At 72.8% G+C, this 19,905-nt stretch carries 20 protein-coding genes; 10 read left to right on the forward strand and 10 right to left on the reverse strand.

Annotated elements, in window-relative coordinates; translation table 11 throughout:
* Positions 1-74: 74 nt before the first annotated feature.
* Complete coding sequence (locus tag ABZ794_RS15200) at positions 75-1,298, forward strand: DUF4032 domain-containing protein (RefSeq protein WP_210780882.1); 1,224 nt, start codon at positions 75-77, stop codon at positions 1,296-1,298.
* A gap of 44 nt (positions 1,299-1,342) precedes the next feature.
* Here the strand turns inward: ABZ794_RS15200 and nagA are convergent, their stop codons facing one another.
* Genes nagA through ABZ794_RS15215 form a run of 3 tightly spaced genes read right to left on the reverse strand, consistent with a single transcriptional unit; the run spans position 1,343 to position 4,325 of the window.
* The gene (nagA, locus tag ABZ794_RS15205; RefSeq protein ID WP_210780883.1) at positions 1,343-2,452 is read right to left on the reverse strand and encodes an N-acetylglucosamine-6-phosphate deacetylase; all 1,110 of its coding nucleotides are present in this window, start codon (positions 2,450-2,452) and stop codon (positions 1,343-1,345) included.
* On the reverse strand, positions 2,449-3,399 hold the full coding sequence (locus ABZ794_RS15210; RefSeq protein ID WP_357515956.1) for an ROK family protein: 951 nt from the start codon (positions 3,397-3,399) through the stop codon (positions 2,449-2,451). The genes nagA and ABZ794_RS15210 overlap by 4 nt, the downstream gene beginning before the upstream one ends.
* Positions 3,396-4,325, reverse strand: a complete 930-nt coding sequence (locus ABZ794_RS15215) for an SIS domain-containing protein (protein ID WP_210780885.1) — start codon at positions 4,323-4,325, stop codon at positions 3,396-3,398. Before ABZ794_RS15215 ends, ABZ794_RS15210 begins: the two co-directional genes overlap by 4 nt.
* 200 nt (positions 4,326-4,525) lie before the next feature.
* Here ABZ794_RS15215 and ABZ794_RS15220 point away from each other — a divergent pair, with 200 nt between their 5' ends.
* From ABZ794_RS15220 to ABZ794_RS15260, 9 genes are all read left to right on the forward strand, one after another.
* Positions 4,526-5,311, forward strand: a complete 786-nt coding sequence (locus tag ABZ794_RS15220) for a DeoR/GlpR family DNA-binding transcription regulator (protein ID WP_210780886.1) — start codon at positions 4,526-4,528, stop codon at positions 5,309-5,311.
* Positions 5,312-5,432: 121 nt separating this feature from the next.
* Positions 5,433-6,443, forward strand: a complete 1,011-nt coding sequence (locus tag ABZ794_RS15225) for an ATP-binding cassette domain-containing protein (protein ID WP_091403013.1) — start codon at positions 5,433-5,435, stop codon at positions 6,441-6,443.
* Entirely contained in the window at positions 6,440-7,456 is a 1,017-nt protein-coding gene (locus ABZ794_RS15230; RefSeq protein ID WP_357515959.1) for an ABC transporter permease subunit, read from the forward strand. Before ABZ794_RS15225 ends, ABZ794_RS15230 begins: the two co-directional genes overlap by 4 nt.
* A 110-nt stretch (positions 7,457-7,566) precedes the next feature.
* On the forward strand, positions 7,567-7,980 hold the full coding sequence (locus ABZ794_RS15235) for a DUF3263 domain-containing protein (protein ID WP_357515961.1): 414 nt from the start codon (positions 7,567-7,569) through the stop codon (positions 7,978-7,980).
* Positions 7,981-8,174: 194 nt separating this feature from the next.
* Positions 8,175-8,813: a hypothetical protein gene (locus tag ABZ794_RS15240; RefSeq protein ID WP_357515963.1), complete on the forward strand. Its 639-nt coding sequence runs from the start codon at positions 8,175-8,177 to the stop codon at positions 8,811-8,813.
* A complete protein-coding gene (locus ABZ794_RS15245) occupies positions 8,810-9,205 on the forward strand; it encodes a phage holin family protein (protein ID WP_357515965.1) in 396 nt (131 codons plus the stop codon). Before ABZ794_RS15240 ends, ABZ794_RS15245 begins: the two co-directional genes overlap by 4 nt.
* A 22-nt stretch (positions 9,206-9,227) precedes the next feature.
* Entirely contained in the window at positions 9,228-9,827 is a 600-nt protein-coding gene (locus ABZ794_RS15250) for a DUF3618 domain-containing protein (protein WP_210780891.1), read from the forward strand.
* The gene (locus ABZ794_RS15255; protein WP_238689010.1) at positions 9,796-10,683 is read left to right on the forward strand and encodes a hypothetical protein; all 888 of its coding nucleotides are present in this window, start codon (positions 9,796-9,798) and stop codon (positions 10,681-10,683) included. Before ABZ794_RS15250 ends, ABZ794_RS15255 begins: the two co-directional genes overlap by 32 nt.
* A 149-nt stretch (positions 10,684-10,832) precedes the next feature.
* On the forward strand, positions 10,833-11,342 hold the full coding sequence (locus ABZ794_RS15260; RefSeq protein WP_210780893.1) for a GNAT family N-acetyltransferase: 510 nt from the start codon (positions 10,833-10,835) through the stop codon (positions 11,340-11,342).
* A gap of 5 nt (positions 11,343-11,347) precedes the next feature.
* On the opposite strand, the gene ABZ794_RS15265 is transcribed toward ABZ794_RS15260, so the two are convergent.
* Genes ABZ794_RS15265 through ABZ794_RS15295 form a run of 7 tightly spaced genes read right to left on the reverse strand, consistent with a single transcriptional unit; the run spans position 11,348 to position 19,611 of the window.
* Entirely contained in the window at positions 11,348-13,561 is a 2,214-nt protein-coding gene (locus tag ABZ794_RS15265) for an AAA family ATPase (RefSeq protein ID WP_357515968.1), read from the reverse strand.
* Positions 13,562-13,597: 36 nt separating this feature from the next.
* Positions 13,598-14,098 (reverse strand): hypothetical protein, encoded by a 501-nt coding sequence (locus ABZ794_RS15270; RefSeq protein WP_210780895.1) that lies wholly within the window; start codon positions 14,096-14,098, stop codon positions 13,598-13,600.
* A 38-nt stretch (positions 14,099-14,136) separates the two neighbouring features.
* Entirely contained in the window at positions 14,137-14,895 is a 759-nt protein-coding gene (locus tag ABZ794_RS15275) for an ATP/GTP-binding protein (protein ID WP_210780896.1), read from the reverse strand.
* A complete protein-coding gene (locus tag ABZ794_RS15280; RefSeq protein ID WP_210780897.1) occupies positions 14,873-15,361 on the reverse strand; it encodes a DUF742 domain-containing protein in 489 nt (162 codons plus the stop codon). The genes ABZ794_RS15275 and ABZ794_RS15280 overlap by 23 nt, the downstream gene beginning before the upstream one ends.
* Entirely contained in the window at positions 15,358-15,831 is a 474-nt protein-coding gene (locus ABZ794_RS15285) for a roadblock/LC7 domain-containing protein (protein WP_091402960.1), read from the reverse strand. Before ABZ794_RS15285 ends, ABZ794_RS15280 begins: the two co-directional genes overlap by 4 nt.
* Positions 15,828-18,446: a nitrate- and nitrite sensing domain-containing protein gene (locus tag ABZ794_RS15290; RefSeq protein WP_210780898.1), complete on the reverse strand. Its 2,619-nt coding sequence runs from the start codon at positions 18,444-18,446 to the stop codon at positions 15,828-15,830. The genes ABZ794_RS15285 and ABZ794_RS15290 overlap by 4 nt, the downstream gene beginning before the upstream one ends.
* Entirely contained in the window at positions 18,433-19,611 is a 1,179-nt protein-coding gene (locus tag ABZ794_RS15295) for a hypothetical protein (RefSeq protein WP_210780899.1), read from the reverse strand. The genes ABZ794_RS15290 and ABZ794_RS15295 overlap by 14 nt, the downstream gene beginning before the upstream one ends.
* Positions 19,612-19,905 lie beyond the last annotated feature (294 nt).

Below are 19,905 nucleotides of genomic sequence, written 5' to 3' on the forward strand. Positions count from 1 at the left end.
CCCGGCGCGAGGGCGGGGTATGCGGCGCTGTGGGCCCAACCACGATCAGGAGCGGATGCGGGGGGCGACCAGTCATGCTTGTGCCCGTGCGGATCACGTCTGCCCTCGTGGACCCGGCGCTGCTCGACCTGCCATGGTCGACACCGCTGGAGGAGTGGCCTGCCCAACACCTGGTGGCGCTGCCGCAGGGCATCTCCCGGCACATCGTCCGTTTCGTCCGGTTGGGCGACTACGTGTACGCGTTCAAGGAGACCCGCGAGCGGATCGCCGAGCGGGAGTACGACCTGCTCCGGGCCCTGGAGCGGATCGACTTTCCCTCGGTCGAGGCCGTGGCGGTCGTCGCCGACCGGCAGACCGAGGACGGGGAGCCGCTCGAATCGGTGCTGATCACCCGGCACCTGCAGTTCTCGCTGCCGTACCGGGCGCTCTTCTCGCACACCCTTCGGCCGGAGACGATGAGCCGGCTGCTCGACGCGCTCGCCGCCCTGATCGTGCGGATGCACCTGACCGGCTTCTTCTGGGGCGACTGCTCGCTGTCGAACACGCTGTTCCGGCGGGACGCGGGCGCCTTCGCCGCCTACCTGGTGGACGCGGAGACGGGTGCCCTGCACAACACGCTCTCCAACGGTCAGCGTGGCGAGGACCTGGAGATCGCCCGGGTGAACATCTTCGGTGAGGCGCTGGACCTGCAGGCCGCCGGCCTGCTGCACGAGTCCATCGACCCGGAGGTGGTCTGCGAGGAGGTCGTGCAACGCTACGAGCGGCTCTGGCACGAGATCACCTATGAGCAGGCGATCGAGCGGGAGGCCCGGCACGACATCGAGGGCCGGATCCGCCGCCTCAACGAGCTGGGCTTCGACGTCGCCGAGGTGGCCATGTCATCAATCGACGACGGACGGTTCCTGGTCCGGCCGAAGGTCGTCGACGCCGGCTACCACACCCGGCGGCTGCTGCGGCTGACCGGGCTGGACGCCGAGGAGAACCAGGCCCGCAAGCTGCTCAACGACCTGGACGCCTACCGCGCGGAGAGCGACCTGATCGACGAGCAGCAGGCCGCCCACCGCTGGCTCACGGAGGTCTTCGAGCCGGTGGTCCGGGCCGTCCCCGCGCACCTGCGCCGCAAGCTGGAGCCGCAGGAGCTGTTCGCCCAGATCATCGAGCACAAGTGGCTGCTCTCCGAGCAGGCCGGCCGGGACGTCGGCATGCGCCACGCGGTCCAGTCGTACCTGACCGACGTGCTGGTGCACCGCCCCGACGAGCAGGCCGTCCTCGGCGTCGAGGTCCCCAGCCTCGGCTGAGGCCCAGCCGGGTCCGACCCCCAGGCGGGGCAACCGGACCGGCGTCACTCCACCCAGGAGCCTGCGCGCAGCACCCGCACCACGTTGAGGTCGTCGTCGAGCACCACCAGGTCGGCGCGGAGGCCCACCTGGAGGGACCCGACCCGATCACCCAGGCCGATGGCCCGCGCCGGGGTGGTGGCCACCATCCGTGCGGCGTCGGCGATCGGGATTCCGGCGTTCACGGCGTGCCGCAGCGCTGCGTCCATGGTCAGCGTGCTGCCGGCGATCGCGCCGTCGCGGGCGAGTCGAGCCACCCCGTCGGCGACGGTGACGGCCTGGCCGCCCAACTCGTACTCGCCGTCGGGCATGCCGGCGGCGGCCATCGCGTCGGTGATGAGCGCGGCGCGGTCCGGGCCGGCGGTCGCGGTGGCGAAGGTCAGCATGCCGTCGTGCAGGTGAATCCCGTCGGCGACCAGCTCGCAGATCACCGTGGGCGCGTCGAGCAGGGCCACCACCGGCCCCGGCTCACGGTGGTGCACCGGGCGCATGCCGTTGAACAGGTGGGTGCCGACGCTGGCGCCGGCGGCGACCGCGGCGCGGGTCTGCTCGTACGTGGCGTCGGTATGGCCCACCGCCGCCACCACCCGCTGCGCGGTGAGCAGCTTGATCGCCTCCAGCGCGCCGTCGCGCTCCGGGGCGAGGGTGACCATCCGGATCGCGCCCCGGCCCAGCTCGATCAGCTCGGTCAGCTCGTCGGTCGACGGGTCGCGCAGGTACTGCGGGTTCTGCGCGCCGCAGCGGGCGGCCGACAGGTACGGCCCCTCGAAGTGGATCCCCGCCAACACGCCCTCGTCGACCAACGGGGCGAACGCCTCGGTGGCCGTACGCATCAGCGGAAAGGGCGCGCTGACCAGGCTGGCCAGCAGTGTGGTGGTGCCGTGGGCGAGGTGGAAGTCGGCGGCCGCGCGGGCCTCGTCGGCGTCACCGGTGGTGAAGGTGTGCCCGCCACCGCCGTGCGTGTGCATGTCGACGAAGCCGGGCACGATCCAGTGCCCGTCGCGCACCGACGGATACTCGGCCACCGCTGTGATCCGATCACCGTCCCACTCGACGCAGCCCTGTCGGACGACTCCGGTCGGGGTCACCACTCGGCCGTTCACCCGTACGGTCATCGCTTCTCCTGATGGTCACGGACACCCACAGCGTCCAGGGCGAGCAGGGCGGCACCGAGGCAACCGGCCTCGTCGCCGAGGGCTGCCGCTACCAGCTGCGGCTCCCGGTGGAAGGTCATCCGTTCGTGCAGCGCTGCCCGCAGCGGGGTCAGCAGCAGGTCCCCGGCCTGGGCCAGGCCGCCGCCGAGCACTATCGTCGCCACGTCGAACAGCGCCTGTCCGCTGGCGAGGCCATCGGCGAGCGCCTCGACCGCCTCCTGCCAGACCTGGCCGGCGAGCTGTTCGCCGGCCGCGGCCCGTTCGGCCACCTCGGCCGCGGTCACCTGGGCGTCCGCGGTGTCGCCGGCGAGTTCGGCGTAGCGGCGGCCGATCGCGGCGGCCGACGCGACCGCCTCCAGGCAGCCGGGGCGGCCGCAGCCGCAGCGCGGACCGGCGGGCCGGACCAGGATGTGGCCGATCTCCCCGGCGGCGCCGTGGGCCCCCACGGCGGCCGTGCCGTCCACGACGTGCGCGGCGGCGATGCCGGTGCCGATCGCCACGAACAGCACGTGCCCGGTGCCTCGTCCGGCGCCGAGCCGGGCCTCGGCGAGACCACCGACACGCACGTCGTGGCCGAGCGCCGCCGGCAGGCCGAGCCGCCGCACCGTCAGGTCCCGCAGGGGTACGTCCCGGAAGCCCACGTTCGCCGACCACACCGCGACGCCGCGTGCCTCGTCCACCACCCCGGGCACGGCGATGCCGACCGCGATCGGGGTGAGACCGTCGGCGCGGGCCTTGTCGGCCAGCCCGCCGGCCACCTCCAGGATGGTGCCGACCACGGCGGCCGGGCCCCGTGCGGCGTCGGTGGGGTGCCGTTCGGTGCGCACCACGACGCCGTCCGGTCGGACCAGGGCGCACTTCATGCCGGTGCCGCCGACGTCCAGCGCAACGACCACGCGGTCGCTCACGCCAACACCACGGACCGGGTCAGGTGGCGGGGTGCGTCCGGGTCGAGGCCCCGGCTGGTGGCCAGCGCGACAGCGAAGCGCTGCGCCAGGATCAGGTCGGCCATCGGATCGACCGGGGTACGGCCGGCGGACCAGCTGCCCAGCACCGTGCGCCAGCCGTGCGTGCGGCTGTGCACGAAGGCCGCGCCGGTGGCCGCCACGTCCTCGGGCAGCCCGTCGGGCAGCTCACCGAACGCCCAGACCAACCGGCCCGGCGCGGCGACCGAGATGGGCCCGTGCCGGTAGTCCATAGCCGGGTACGCCTCGGCCCAGAAGGTGGCCGCCTCGCGGCACTTCAGCGCCGCCTCCTGGGCCAGCCCGATCGTCCACCCCCGACCGAGGAAGGTGACCTGCTCGATGGTGGCCGGGTCGATCGGCAGTGGGGATCGCACCGCCACCTCGGCGTCGGCGGCGAGCGCTGTCACCGGGTCGCCGAGCTGGGCCCGGAGCAGGGCCAGCGCGGTGGTCGCGAAGCGGGTCTGCACCACCGACCGTTCGTCGGCGAAGGGCAGGGCCACGGTGGCGGCGGCCAGCTCGACCGCCGGGGACGCGGGGTCACCGACGATGACTGTGGTGGGTGTCTGTCCGCGCAGCGCGGCGAGCAGCTCCAGCACCTCGGTGGTGGTGCCGGAACGGGTGATCGCGATCAGCCGGTCGTAGCGGCGGCCGGCGGGGAACTCGGACGCCTGGAACGCGTCGGTCTCACCCTGGCCGGCCTGCTCGCGGCGGGCCGCGTACGCCATCGCCATGAACCACGACGTGCCGCAACCGACGACGGCGACCCGCTCCCCGGGGCGCGGCAGGTCACCGCGTACGACCTCGGCCAGCCTGGCCGCCTCCCGCCAGCAGTCGGGTTGGCTCGCGATCTCCGCGTCCACGTGTGCCATGGGAAACTCCTCGCAGGGCCGATCGATGCGCAATACGGCTCGTTAGACCCGCATTTCGCGCGTTATTCTGCGCGAACGCGGGTGACCATGGCAACCGGTCGCCCGATCGCGCAGGTCAGTCTTTTGCGCAAGCCTAGTTTCGCGCACTAGTGTGCACGCAATCAATCACCGTCCGTGCAGTTGCTGGGAGGGCCCCCGCGGTGGACCGGTACGCCAGATGGAACGCCCTGCTCGAAATGCTGACCGACAACGGCCGGGTCAGCGTCGAGGCGGCAGCCGAACGGCTGGGCGTCTCCCAGGCCACCATCCGGCGTGACTTCGACCAGCTCGCACAGCAGCAAATGATCACGAGGACCCGCGGCGGCGCGGTCGCCAACGGCGTGTCGTACGACCTGCCTCTGCGCTACAAGACGGCCAAGCACTCGGCCGAGAAGCAGCGGATCGGGGCGGCCGCCGCCGCGCTCGTCACGCCGGGCACCGTGGTCGGTCTGAACGGCGGCACCACCAGTACCGAGGTGGCGAGGGCGCTCGCCGTGCGACCGGATCTGAACACCAGCGCCGAGGGTGCCCAGCTCACAGTGGTGACAAACGCGCTGAACATCGCCAACGAGCTGCTGGTCCGATCCCGGATGAAGGTAGTGGTGGCCGGCGGCGTGGTGCGCCCGAAGTCGTTCGAGCTGGTCGGCCCGCTGGGCGGGGCGCTGCTGCGCGAGGTCACCCTGGACGTCGCCCTGCTCGGCGTGGACGCGATCGACCCGCAGCTCGGCGCCGCAGCCCACCACGAGGGGGAGGCGGCGATGAACAACCTGATGGTGGCCCGCGCCAAGCGCGTGGTGATCATCGCGGACTCGTCCAAGCTGGGCGGTCACGCCTTCGCCCGGATCTGCCCGGTCGAGCGGGTGGAGACGCTGGTGACCGACTCCGGTGCCGCGCCGGAGGTGGTGGACGCGTTCCGCGCTGCCGGCGTACAGGTCATCTGCGCCTGAGAGGTCACGCTCCGTCGATGAACCAGCCTGTTCGGCGCGTCGATGCATACCGCGTATTGCGCGCATCTGCATACCGCGTATGGTGTCGGCTGTCACGCCCACCCATCGGGGGAGGTGCAGCTTGCCAGCTGTCCTGGAGATCGAAGGTCTACGTAAGACGTACAAGAGTCGTCGACGCGGCACCCGCAACGCGCTCGACGGCTTCGACATGCGGGTCGACGCGGGGCAGGTGCACGGCTTCCTGGGTCCCAACGGGTCCGGCAAGACCACCACGCTGCGTACGCTGCTCGGCCTGATCCGACCCGACGGTGGCCGGATGGCGCTGCTCGGGCACGAGGTCCCCGACGCGCTGCCCACTGTCGCCGGCCAGGTCGGCGCGATCGTGGAGAGCCCGCAGTTCTTCCCGCACTTCACGGCCCGGGACACGCTGTCCCTGCTCGCGGGGGCGGGCGAGGTGCCGGCCGTCCGGGTCGACGAGGTGCTGGAACTCGTCGGGCTACGCGACCGGTCCGGCGAGCGGGTCAAGACGTACTCGTTGGGCATGAAGCAGCGGCTCGCCGTGGCCTCGGCCCTGCTGAAGAACCCGAAGCTGCTCATCCTCGACGAGCCGGCCAACGGCCTCGACCCGGGCGGCATCCGGGAGATGCGCACGCTGATGCGCACCCTGGCCGAGTCCGGAATGACAGTGGTGCTGTCCAGCCACATCCTCGGTGAGATCCAGCTGATCTGCGACTCGGTCACCATCATCTCGCTGGGCCGGCGGGTCGCGTTCGGCCCGGTCGACGAGGTGCTCGCGCAGCACTCGTCCGGTGCGGTCCGGATCCGGCTGGAGGCGGTCAGCGACCTGCCGGTGGCCACCGAGGCGCTCACCCAGGCCGGGATCCGGGTCACCGGTCACCCGGACCACCTGATGCTGGCCGGCGTCGACAAGCCGGCGTCGGTGACCCGGCTGCTCGCCGAGAAGAACCTCTACGTCAGTGAGTTGGCGCCGATCGCCGTCGACCTGGAGAGCGTCTTCCTCGAACTGACCGCCACCGCGCCGGTACCCGGTCAGCACCGGCAGGTCGACGAGTCCATGAAGGTCGGTGGGACGGGTCAGCCCGGTCCCGCCGGGGGAGGGTGGGGCGCGTGAACCTCTTTCGTACCGAGCTGCGCCGGCTCAGCAAGCGGCGTTTCACCCGCTACATGACACTGCTCGGCCTGCTGGTGCTGGCCGCTGTGGTGGTCGGGGTGTTCTTCACCAACCAGAAGATCGACGCCGGTCAGCTCGCCCGGGCCGAGCGTCAGGCCGACCAGCAGTACCAGGAGCAGGTGCGCTGGAGCGAGCAGGAGCGCGTTGCGTGTGAGCAGGCCAAGACGGCCGGCACGGCGACAGACCGCCGCTACCCGGACGACTGCTCGGTGATCACTCCGCCGCCCCGGGAGGAGATCAAGGCCGAGTGGTTCCTGCCGTCGACGTTCGACTTCAAGGAGACGTTCGACGAGACGCTGATCCCGTTCGCGGCGATCCTCGCCCTGGTCGGGTTCGTCATCGGCGCGTCCTTCGTCGGTGCCGAGTGGAGCACCGGCGGCATGATGAACCTGTTGCTCTGGCGGCCGAAGCGGCTCACCGTGCTGCTCACCAAGCTGGCCGCGCTGCTCACCGGCATCCTGGCGGTGACGCTTCCTGCCGCGGTGCTGTGGTTTGCCGGGTTCTGGGCGGTCGCCAACTTCCGGGGCAGCACCGAGAAGATGACCTCGGGGGTCTGGCAGTCGTTCATGCTGACCGGTGTACGCGGCGTGGTGCTGGTGCTGGTGCTCACCACCATCGGCTTCGCCCTCGCCTCGCTCGGTCGGCACACCGCGATGGCCCTCGGTGGCGTGGTGGCGGTGATGGTGGTCGGCCAGTTCGGCCTCGGCATCCTGCTGTCCATGGCGAGCGTGCGGTTCGCCGAGGCCTGGCTGCTGCCCACGTACGCGCTGGCCTGGATGACGAAGACGGTCACGTTGCAGGACTGGAACTCCTGCAACGCGACCTACTACGGGGAGTGCAAGCCGGCCACGATGGACATCACCTGGCAGCAGTCCTCCGTCCTGCTCTCGGTCGGCGTGGTGGTGATCCTCGGGGCGGCGCTCTGGGCGATGCGTCGCCGCGACATCTCCTGACCTGACCGAAGTGACGCGGCGCGGCCGGCCCGGCCGTCGGGGTTCCCGGCGGTACGGACCGGCCGCGCCGCTTGCTGCGTCCCTGGTCGCCGCTGACTAGGCTGAAAGACATGTCCGCCGACACCACCCCGGCCGCCCCCGAGCCGTCCATCGACGCTCGTCCGGGTGAGGCCGTGGGTGCTGCCGGGCCGACCGTCCCGAATCCCCGACCGGCGCCGCCCATCGAGACCGCCGACGAGTTGGCGCCACCCGCCGACGAGGCGGCGCAGCCCACTGATCCCGCTGATCCGGCGGCGGGGCTGACCGAGCGGGAGCGGGCCATCCTCGCCTTCGAGCAGCAGTGGTGGCGGCACGCCGGCGCCAAGGAGCAGGCCGTCCGGGACACCTTCGGGATCTCGTCGACCCGGTACTACCAGCTGCTCAACGGCCTGCTGGACAATCCGGCAGCCCTCGCCGCCGACCCCGTGCTGATCAGCCGACTCCGCCGCTTGCGCTCGTCGCGCGCCCGTAACCGCCGCCGCTGACCACGCGCTCCGCGCGATCTTGCACTTACTGTCGCCGATTCACGTCTTTTGTGGGTCTTTGTCGGGACACAAAGTGCAAGATCGCCGCGTCGGCCGCCGGCCAGCCTGCTTAGCCGCATGCCGGCTGAGCAGGCGGGTAGGCGGGAGGCGCGCCGAGGTCGCTTGCGACCTCGGGCCCAGGAAGGGAGCGGGGTATGACGGCAACGAACCAGAGCGGCAGAGGTCAGCAGGCCCGCCAGGAAGCCTCGCGCGTCGGCCAGCAGGCCGCGCAGGCCGGGGGCCAGGTCGCCCACACCGCAGCTGAGCAGGGCGGGCAGGTGGCCGCAGAGGCGCGGCGACAGGCCCAGCAGTTGACCGGTGAGGCGACTGGGCAGCTCCGAGATCAGGCGCAGACGCAGCAGCGGCGGGCCGCTGCGGGCCTGCGCGACATGGGTCAGAACCTCAGTTCGATGGCCGAACGGGACGGCGATTCCGGGCTGGCCGGTCAAGTGGTGCGCAAGGCGGCCGACGCCGCCCAGCAGGCCGCCGGTTGGCTCGACGAGCGCGAACCCGGCGAGGTGCTCGACGAGGTCCGCACGTACGCGCGGCAGCACCCGGCGACGTTCCTCGCGGGCGCGGCGGTGGCCGGGCTGCTGGTCGGGCGGCTCACCCGTGGTCTGACCGCGCCGGCCTCGGGCAACGGTCAGGGTGCAAGCGCGTCCGGTGCTCCCTCACCCGTGCAGGGCGCACCGGCGGACGTCGGTCAGCAGCCGTACGTGGGGACGGCACGGGCGCAGAACGTCTCGCCCGCCGGTGACCAAGCGCGGGACCTGCCCGGCGGGGTGGCACCGTGAGTGCCCCCGAGAAGGAGCGGACCCAGGCATCGGTCGGCGAGCTGATCGGCGATGTGACCCGGGACATGTCCACTCTGGTGCGCAAGGAGGTCGAGCTGGCCAAGGCTGAGTTGCGCGAGGAGGTCAGCCAGGCGGGCAAGTTCGGCGGCATGTTCGGCGCTGCCGCGCTGGCCGGGTTCCTGGCGGTGCTCTTCGTGTCGTACGCCCTCTGGTGGGGGTTGTCCAACACGATGGACCAGGGGTGGGCGGCGTTGATCGTCGCGGTCCTCTGGGCAGCCGTGGCCGGTGGTCTCTTCATCAACGCCCGGACCCAGCTGAAGCGGGCACGCACGGTTCTGCCCCGGACGAAGCAGACTGCCCGGGAGCTGCCGGACGCCCTGCGGGGCCGGTGAACGAGTCGGGAGGGAACAGGTCATGTCCAGTGATCCGGATCGGATCCGGCGGGAGATCGAGACCACCCGCAACGAGTTGAGCAGTGACGTCGACGCGCTGACCGACAAGGTCAACCCGCGTCGGATCGCCGGTGACCGCGTCGGGCAGGCCCGCGGGGCGTTCACCCGAGCGAAGGAGAAGATGATGGGCAGCTCGAACCACCTGGGGCAGGAGGCTGGCCAACGGATGTCGCACGCGGCCGGTTCGGTACGCGACGAAACTCGTTCGCTCGGGCAGCACTCCCGCGAGCAGGCTCAGGGCAACCCGATGGCCGCCGGCCTGGTCGCCTTCGGAGTCGGCCTGTTGGCCGCCTCTCTGATCCCGCCGAGCGCACGTGAACGGCAACTCGCCGGACGCGCGCGGAGCATGGTGAGTGAGCACTCTGGTGAGCTGCGCGAGCAGGCGAGCCAGGTTGGCCACCAGATGCAGGACAACCTGCGGGAGCCTGCGCAGCAGGCGGCGCAGTCGGTCCGGTCCAACGCCCAGCAGGGCGTGTCCGCGGTACGCGACCAGGGCCGTTCGGCTGCCGGTCAGGTGCAGGGAGAGACGCATGCGGCCGTCGACGAACTTCGACAGCGCTGACCCGACCGGTGTGCCGGGGCCGGTGCCGGTGATGCGGGTGCGCTCCGCGTCCGCGCCGGCCCCGGGCCGGCCGGTCAACGAGGACCTGGTCTTCCGGTTCGGCCCGTTGGTCGGTGTCCTGGACGGCGCGACGGTGCCGGACGGCTTCGACACCGGCTGCGTGCACGGGCCCGAGTGGTACGTCCGGCACCTGGCGGCCCGGATCGGCGTCGCCGAGGCGGTACGCCCGGCCGCCCGGCTGACCAGCAACCTGGCCGCGGCCATCCTCGCGGTACGCGCCGACCACGGCGGGCAGTGCGACCTCGACCATCCGGGCACCCCGTCCAGCACTGTCTGCCTACTGCGGGACTGCGGCGACCAGGTGGACTATCTGGTGCTCTGCGACAGCCCGCTGGTCCTCGACGTCGGTGGGCAGGTCAGCGTGGTCACCGACAACCGGCTGGACGCGGCGATGGCGGAGCTGCGGGAGACGGTGGCCGTCGTGCCGGGCGGCGCGGCGGACCCGGTCACCCGGTTCCGGCACGCCGTGAGCGTCCAGCGGGAGCGGATGAACCGCACCCACGGCTACTGGGTGGCGGCCTCCGACCCGGACGCGGCCTTCCACGCGGTCACCGGGACCGCGCCCCGGCGCGGTCCGGGGGCGTTACGGCGGGCGGCGCTGCTCAGTGACGGCGCGTCCAGCGCGGTGGAGCAGTTCGCGCTGACCGACTGGGCCGGTCTGCTCGATCTACTGAGCGTCGACGGTCCGGGCGCGTTGATCGACCGGGTGCGGGACGCCGAGCGCGACCACCCCGACCGATTGCGCCGACACAAGTCCACCGACGACGCCTCGGTGGTGTTCTGCGAGTTCGGGTAGGCGTTTTGGTCCCCTGACACCCGGTCGGGTGACAACAGAGCGTGATGTGGAACATCCGGGCCGCCCGACCGGCCGGTACCGCTGTCCGGACCGCCAGTGGATGGCCAATGGGGTGGACTTCGGCCGATGAGGGCGGCAGACTGCGGCACGTGGCGGGTGCGGTCCGGTTGGAGCCGGTGGACGAACGGAACCTGGAGCCGTTGCTCTCCGTAGCGGCTGCGGAGGCGGAGCCGGGTGACGTGATGCCCCCGGTCGAGGCACCCGCCGGCTGGTCGCTCGCCCGTCGCGAGGCGTTCCGCGAATTCCACCGGGCAAGCTTCGGCGGGCTGGACGGCCCGACCGGTTCGCAGATGTACGCCATCCTCGTCGGCGGCGAGGTGATGGGCATGGTCCGGATGACGCGCTGTGACGAGCCGCGCACTGTGGAGACCGGGATGTGGCTCGGCCGGTCGGCGCGCGGGCAGGGAATCGGCGCGGCGGCCCTGCGGGAGCTGCTGAACGCCGCCGCTCGGGCGGGCATGCGGGCCGTGGTGGCCGAGACGACCCCGGACAACATCGGCGCGGTCGCGGTCCTGCGGAAGTGCGGCGCGAAACTGCGCGAGGACGACGGCAAGGTACGCGCCGAGATCTGCCTCGATTCGACGCCGCCCGCGTTCTAAAGGGCTCACTCCCGGTTGGCGGCGTACGCGGCCAGGCCGGCGACCTGGGCCGGATCCAGCGACGGTCGTACCCGGGCCCGTGCGGTCGACACGTGCTCGGCGGTGACAGTGGCGGCGGCGAGTGACTCCCGCATCGCGGCCAGCGCCGCCTCGCGGATCAGCGCCGCGCAGTCCGCGGCGGAGAAGCCGGTCAGCTCGTCACCGAGAGCCGGCAGGTCGACGTCAGGTGCCAGCGGCACCTGCCGGGACGCCGCCCGCAGGATCTCCGCGCGGGCGGGCCCGTCCGGCGGCGGCACGTAGACCAGCCGCTCCAACCGGCCCGGCCGCAGGAGCGCCGGGTCGACCAGGTCCGGCCGGTTCGTCGCACCGACCACCACCACGTTGCGCAGCGTCTCCACCCCGTCCAACTCGGTGAGCAGGGCGGCGACCACCCGGTCCGTGGTGCCCCCGTCGGTGGCCTGGCCGCGTACCGGCGCCAGCGCGTCCACCTCGTCCAGGAAGATCAGCGTGGGGGCCGCCTCCCGGGCCCGACGGAACAGCTCGCGGACCGCGCGTTCGCTCTCACCGACCCACTTGGAGAGCAGTTCAGCCCCCTTGACCGACAGCACGTTGGCCCGCCCCGACCCGGCCAGCGCGGTGACCAGGTAGGTCTTGCCGCAGCCCGGCGGCCCGTAGAGCAGCACGCCGCGCGGTGGCTGCACGCCGAGCCGGGCGAAGGTGTCCGGGTAGGTCAGCGGCCACAGCACCGACTCGGTCAGCGTCTGCTTGACCTCGTCCAGGCCACCCACGTCGTCCAGGGTCACCGAGGCCAGATCCAGCGTGGACGCCGCCATCGTGGTGGGCCGGACCACCTCCCGGGCGGCGGTGAAGTCGGCCATCGACACCGTCGGCGTCTCGGCGGACTTCTGCCGCAGCGCCGCGCGTACCCCGGCCTCCCGGACCAGTGCGGCCAGGTCCGCAGCGACGAACCCCGGGGTGCGCGCGGCCACCTCGTCCAGCCGGACGTCGTCGGCCAGCGGCACCTGCCGGGTCAGCACCGTGAGCTGTTCGCGGCGCAGCGCCTGATCCGGGAGCGGAACGCTGATCCGCAGCGACAGCAGGTCGGGCGCGCGCAGTGCGGGGTCGACCGCCTCCGGTCGGCCGGTGGTGCAGACCACTGCGACGCCCGCGCGGATGCTCTCCGCGAGCACCTGACGGAACACCGTCGCCACCGGACCGGGATCGTCAGCGGGTGCGAGCGCCTCGACGTCGGTGACCAGCAGTACCGCCGGCCCTTCGGCCCGTGCCGCCGATGCCGCGACGCGCAACCGCTCGGCGGCGGCCTGACCGGCCAACGCGGCCACCTCCGGCGCCCAGAGCGGGTGAACGCGGGCACCGACCCGGGCGGCCACGGCCCGGACCAGCGCCGACTTCCCGGAGCCCGCCGGACCGACGAGCAACACCCCCAACGAGATGGTGGTGCCCAGTCGACCCAGCACCTCCCGGTGGTGGAAGCCGAGGTCCAGCAGCTCGGTCAGCTCCTCGGCCTGGGCCCGCAACCCGGGCAGCTCGTCCACGTCGGGCGCGTCCTCCGCCGCAACGGCGTCGGCGCTCGTACCCGGCCGGGTCGACGCGGCGCCGACCGGGGCGGGCCCACCGTGGGTCGTCGCACCGTGCTCCCAGGCGACCGACGTGCCCATGGTGACCAGTGCGCCGGCCGCCGGCTCGACAGTGACCACGCTGAGCAGCGTGCTGGTCCAGGCGAAACCGACGGTGTTGGCGAGGCTGCGTCGCGCCGCCTCGACCAGGCTGCGGACCGAGGCGTCCGGCAGCACGTCCTGCGGCAGCAGCGACACGTCGTCCCCCGCGGTGAGCACCTTGCCCAGCAGGGCGAGCCGGAGCATCTCCGGGCTGACCGCCGCGACGACCCCCACCGGCCCGGCCAGGACGACCCGGCTCGCGGGGACCAACGGCACCGGGCTCACCCGCACCTGACCGCCGTCGCGCAGACCCAGGTTGCCCAACGTCAGGTCGTCGGCGTACAGCAGGGCGCTGGTCGCGCCCGGCCCGGCCGCCGCCGCGATCCCGGCCGTCTCCCGGCGGCCGACAAGGCGGACCGGGTCACCGGGGCGCAGCCCCAGCGCTGTCAGCGCCTCCGGGTGCAGGCGCACGATGCCCCGTCGGGCGTCCAGCGCCGCCGGCCGTAGGCTCGCCGTCAAGGTCAGGTCGGGTTGCGCCACTGCCCGACCGTAGCCGCCGGTAGCCAGCCCCGCCGGTCAGCGCCGCGGATCCAGTTCGTCCAACAGCGTCGGGTCGCTTCGGATCAGCTCGGCCAACCGGGCCGCCGGGTCCGGCGTCAACCCGTCCGGACCGGGTGCCCAGGCGGGCACCGTCCGGCCGGAGAGCGGCCAGGCCGGCGGGGGTTCCACAGGTGTCGGCGGCGGAACCGGCCCGACCGTGACGGCAGGACCGTCCCAGGAGACCCGCATCGGGTACGTCCGCCCGGCGTGCTCCACCTGCACTGTCACCGCCAGCCCGGGGTAGGCCCCGACGACCTGGCGGACCGCCTCGGCCACCTCCTCGACCGGCCCCCATCCGGCCACCTCGCTCGCAGTCTCCACCCCCGCGTGCCGGCCCGACCGGGCGTTGCGGGTGTCACCGCCGAGGCCGGGCGGGCTCGACGGCGCGGTGGTGTCGTCACGGTCGGCGGCCCGACGGCGCGACGCCTCCACACGTCGGGCCAGCCGGGCCAGCGTCTCGTCCAGGTCGCCCCTCACCAGATCACCTCTTCCCGCCACGGCCGGAGCTGGTCGGCTCAGGCCCTCCTGTCTCGGGTAGCGCGGTCCAGCGCGCGGTCCAGGACGACCAGTAGTGCGTCCCGCACCGAGAGCCGGTCGCGGGCATCGAACTGCACCAGGGGTACATGATCACCGATGGCCAGCGCCCAACGGATCTCGCCGAGTTCCAGGGCCAGTCGCCCGTCGAAGGCGTTGACCCCGACGACGAACGGCAGCCCGGCCCGCTCGAAGAAGTCGATGGCCGGGAAACAGTCGTCCAGCCGGGCGCTGTCCACCACCACCAGCGCGCCGAGCGCTCCCCGGGCCAGGTCGTCCCACATGAAGCCGAACCGGGTCTGCCCCGGCGTGCCGAACAGGTAGAGCTTCAGGCTGCGGTCGATCGTCACGCAGCCGAAATCCATCGCCACGGTGGTGGTGGTCTTTGTGGACCGGGCACCCGGGTCGTCCACGCCGATCCCGGCGGTGGTCATCTCGGCCTCGGTGGTCAGCGGCGCGATCTCGGAGATCGCACCCACTGTGGTGGTCTTGCCCACCCCGAACCCACCCGCCACCAGGATCTTGACCGGGATCGGCGGGGCGGCCGGCTTACCGGCCGGAGGCGACGCCGACCCCGCGGCGGCCGGGGGCCGGTACGGAGGCGGCGCGGTCGGCGGTGGGCCGGCCCGCCCGACTATCGGCCCGGTGCCCGGGGACATGCCGTAACGGGCGGCGGCGCTGTTCGCGGCGACCCCGCCGAGCGGGGCGACCGGCCATTCAGGAGATCGCACGGAGTCCATCAATCACTCGCAGGATGAGATCGGGGTCGACAGCGTCGTCGGTGTCGGTCACGTGCACGTCCAGGTGCCCGGCGGCGCGTAGATCGCCGACCAGGACCCGCGTCACGCCGAAGTGCAGTCGGGCGCGGGCCGAGATCTCGGCCACCGAGATCGGCTCGACGCAGAGCGCGATGATGGTCTGAAGTTCCGGTGCCAGCAGCGCGCCGGGTGGGCCGGCCCACCAGCCGCTGTCCATGCGGGCGGTCACCTGGGTCTCCAGCCCGATCGCCGGGTCGGCACCCGCGACCCGCCCGGAGGTGAGCACGAACGGACGGGGACCGGTGGGTTGGTCCCCGTCCGGCTCCGGCTCGGGCAGCGCCGGTGTCGCCGCCGCGCCCGCCCCGGTCGGGGGTGACGTGCGCAGGTACGGGCGGATCCGAACCCTCGGGTCCGGGTCCGGATCCTCGCCGGCGACGTCGGGGGTCACTGCTGAACGGCGTTCTTCAACTCGACGATCAGTCGCGGGGTCAGGGCGCCACCGGCCCGCCCGGCGAAGAGCGTCATCTCGTACGCGACGGTGCCCAGGTTCGCCGAACGGTCGGCGACCACACCGAGCACGGAACCGCTGCTGATCGCGCTGATCAGCAGGTAGCCGTCGGCCATGTCCACGATCACCCGGTTCAGGCCGCCGAGGGCGTACCAACTGGCGGCCCCACCGGCGAGGCTGGTCATCCCGGACACGACTGCGGCCAACCGCTCCGCGTTCGACCGATCCTTGATCGCCGACATGGCCATCAGCAGACCGTCCGAGGAGACCGCGATCGCCTCCAGGACCCCGGCGGTGCTGGAGGTGAAGGAGTCCAGCAGCCAGTTGAACGTACGGGCCTCCGGGCTGAGGTCCCCATTGGCGCTGGGCTGACTCTGGTCGACATTGTCGTGCAGGAAGGGGCTGGTCACCGTGATGATCCTTCTTCGTTCCGGTGGTCGGGGCTGACTTCGCGGAGAGCGCGGGCGACGCCCGCCTCGAACTCGCTGATGAGGTCGCGGACCTCGGCCGGGTCACCGAGGTGGGTGCTGGGCGGTTGGCAGACCGGGATGGCGGTGAGGTTCGCTCCCGGCACCCGTCGACTCAACCGGGGCCGCTCCGGTGCGGCATCGGTCGAGCCACCACCACGCGGCACCGTGGGGCCGGCGCCTCCCGGGGTGCTGGGCAGGTCGACGGTCGTGCCCAAGTCCACCACGGCCGCCCCGGCACCGGCCGTCGGGTCGGCGGCCGTCCGCGCCGAAGCGCCTTCGAGGCCCGGCGCCACGTGCAGCTCGGCCCGGCGTACACCAGCTTGGAATGCCTCGACCAGCGCGCGGGCGGCGGCGGGGTCCGCTCCGGTGGCGTCCACCGGCCGGGTCGTCGGGGCGGTGGCGTGCAGCGTGGCTCCGGGCACCCGCTGCCGCACCCGTGGCCCGCCCGGCTTGCCCACCGGTTCCGGGCTCTGGGGTTCGGGAGCGGCCTGCTCCGGCTGGCCCCGCCCGAACGCGTTCCAGGACGGGCCGGCGTCCAGGCTGAGGGTGGCCCGGCTCAGCAGGTCCGAGTCGAAGCGGGCCGGCACGGCGACGGCCACCGCGCTGGGCCGCGCCTCGCGCTCGGGGTTGGGCGTCGCCGTCGTACGCCGGTCCCGATCCGGCACCGCGGCGCGGGCCACCGTGGCCCCGGCGCGGTCGGCGCGGCGCAGCACCAGCGACGTCGACGGGATCTCCAGCTGTGCGGTCACCCCTCCGCCGCCGGTGGCGGCCAGGGCGACCTGCCAGCCGTGCCGACGGGCCAACCGGCCCACCACGAAGAGACCGAGCACCTCGGTCGGGGCGAGGTCGAGCCGTTCCCGGCGGGTGAGCCGGGCGTTCTCCTCGGCCAGGCGTTGCTCGCTCATGCCGATGCCGTGGTCCACCACCGTGAGCCGTGCGCCGAGGCCCGACGTCTCGGCGGCCACCAGCACACGGGTGTGCGGCGGGGAGAAGGCGGTGGCGTTCTCCATCAGCTCGGCCAGCGCCAGGACGAGGTCACCGACCACCGCCGGCGCGGCCGAGACGCCCGCCGGCACCTGCACCTCCACCCGGGTGTAGTCCTCGATCTCGCCGAGCGCCAACCGGACCACGTCGGCCAGCGGCACCGGCGCGGTGTGCGCGTCGGCCCCGGCCGAGCCGGAGAGCACCACGAGGCTGCCGGCGTTGCGCCGCAACCGGCTGGAGATGTGGTCGAGTCGGTACAGGTGCTCCAGGCGGCCCGGGTCGGCCTCCTGCTGCTCCAGCCGGTCGATCAGCGCGATCTGCCGACCCACCAGGTTCTGGGTACGCCGTCCGACGTGGCCGAACATCTGCGCCACGTTGCGTCGGCCGGCGACCTGCCGCTCGACGAGTTGCGCCGCGGTGTTCTGCACCCGGTCGAAGGCCCGCGCCAGGTCGCCGATCTCGTCGTTGGCGCGGATGTCCACCGGCTCCAGCCGGACCGCTTGAGGTGTCTCCGCCTCGTCGTCGGTGACCCGGACCAGCTCCGCCTCGGCGACCCGGGCGACCCGGTCGGCCGAGCGGGTGAGTCGGGTCAGCGGTCGGGCCACCGTCCGCGCCACCGCCACGCTGAGCAGCACCACCAGCGTCAGGATCAACGCCGCCGCGGCGCCGACCAGGTACGCGGCGCTCAGCGCGCGCCGCTGCTCGGCCGTCACCTCGGCGAGCACGTCGGCGATCAGCTTCTTCTCGACGAACTGACCGAGCCGGATCATCGTGCGGACGGCCGGGAAGAGCGCCTCGATCGTCACATCGCTGACCGCGGCCGCCGGATCGCGGGCGCTCCTGACCAGGAAGTCGGGTTGGGTACGCGCGGCCACGGCGGCGTCGTTGAGCTGGGCCACCTTGAGCTGCTCGGGCGTGATCAGGCTGCGGAAGCGCGAGTTGTCGACCATGAGCGCGGCGATGCACCCCACGTACCCGGCGGTGGTGTCCGGGGTGCCGATCGCCTTGACCAACAGGCTCAGGGTGGCGCAGGTGGCCAGGCCCTCGTCGGCGCGGAGCAGCCCGTCGAGGGCGAGCACCTGACGGCCCGGCAACGTGTCGGTGTCCACCCCGACCACCAGCCGCAGCGACTCGATGATGCCCTTGTTGACCGGGCCGAACGCGTCCATCACCTGACCCGGTTTGGCGGCCCGGGCCAGGATGGCCGTGCGCAGCTCGACGAGGCTGGACACGCCGTCGAGGGCGCTGTCGACCTCGTCGGTCAGCGCGTCGCTCCGCGCCGCCCGCAGGTCGGCCACCCGGTCGTCCACGTCGGCGGACTTACGGACCAGCTCACCGCGTTCGACCCGGCCGAGCAGGAAGCCGACGGAGAGGATGCGTTCCTGCTGGAGGTCCTGGACCAGGCTGCCGACCCGACTGGCGAGCCGGACCCGTTCGGCGGTGTCGCCGGCCCGCTGTGCCGCGGTGACCCGGTCGAGCATCACCGGCACGGCCAGGCCGACCATGCTGAGCAGCGGAATCACCACGAGCAGCGCGAGCTTGCCGCGGATCCGGAGCCTACCGAGCAGCATCGAACGCCCCCCACTGTGCGGTCTCCGGGTCACGGGCCGCGCCGACCGGTTGCAGCGCGCGCGGCTCGTCGGCCGGCGGTTGCCACGGGTCGCGCTGCGGCGGGGTGTCGGGACTCTCCGCGTGGGTCGCGGCCAGGGCGGCCCGCCGTTGTGCCCGGCGACCGGCGGCGACCAGCAACGCGGCGAGCCAGCCCAGCAGCAGGACGGCGACGACACCCGCCCCGGCGGTCAGCCAGCGGTCCCGGTCGAGCCGATCGATGCGCTCGGCCAGCAGGGAGTCCAGCTCGCCGAGGATGACCGGCTGGAGTTGGCGGGCGGAGCGGTGCGAGCTGAGCGCGGCGGCACTCAACTGGCCCGGGTCGACCACGCCGGTCTCCTTGTCCGGCAGGGAGTACCCGGCGAGCGCCTCCACCGAACGCTGGTAGGTGTCCAGCGGGGTCAGCACGTTGGCACCGAGGTCGGTGCTCTCCGAACCGTCCACGGCCGAGCGCAGGTTGTCGACGAGGTCCGCGGCGGGGGTCAGGGCGGACACCCGCAGGCCGGTCAGCTCGAGCAGGCCGCGCGGTTGCTCGGCGGCTGGCCGGCGGGAGACGAGCGTGGACAGGTCGGCCAGCCGACCGGCGCCGATCACCGCCTCGGGCAGCTCCTGGCCGGCGCTGTCCTGGAGGAAGAACGAGTCGGCCTCGGGGTCACGGACCAGCCCGGAACTCTCCCGGACCTTCCGGTGCAGGGCCAGCAGCAGGTCGGATACCTCGCCGTACGCGGTGTAGGCGGCCTCGGGGTCGGTGGCGGTGCGGCCGCGCAGCGCCTCCAGCTTGGCCCGTACGCCGGCCCAGCGTTCCTGGCTGAGCAGCTCCCCGCCGATGCGGGCGTCCACAGCGGCGGCCTTCTCGACCGCCCCGTTCAACGCCTCCCGGGCGACAGGGCGACCGTTCACCGCGTTGGACTGGGCCTCCACGAGGGCATCGGTGACCGCCGCCAGCGCGGTGAGGTACTGCACGCCGAGCCGTTCCCGGGCGGCGAGGTCCCGGTCGTCGGTCACCTGCCGCCAGTTCGACGTGACGAGCAGGCCCAACGGTGCCAGCAGTGCTGCGATGAGCAGCAGGGGCAGCAGCCGGCCCAGCGTGGACGGCCGTCGACGGGCCCGCGGCGCGGGGACTGTCATGTGTGTCTCCTCCGGCGTGGGGCGCTGATCGGCGCGGCGTCGGGCTGGCCGACAAGTCCCGTGCACCGGACCGGAAAACTAATCGAACCCCTGCCTGGTCAGACCTCACTCGGCGAGTCAGGTTCGCGTCACTTCGAGCCATGTCACCATTTGTCCGTGTTACCGGCACGCTCTGTGTCCGCTGTGGGTGTGACATGGAGGGATCGATGTGGATATCCGCGGAAGATCGGAATTCACGGGATCCGAACTCAACTCACTGTGCCGCGTCGGACGTTGCGCGCTCGCACCCCATCG

Source organism: Micromonospora sp. NPDC047187 (assembly GCF_040643355.1).
In the GTDB taxonomy this organism is placed as follows: Bacteria; Actinomycetota; Actinomycetes; order Mycobacteriales; family Micromonosporaceae; genus Micromonospora; species Micromonospora salmantinae.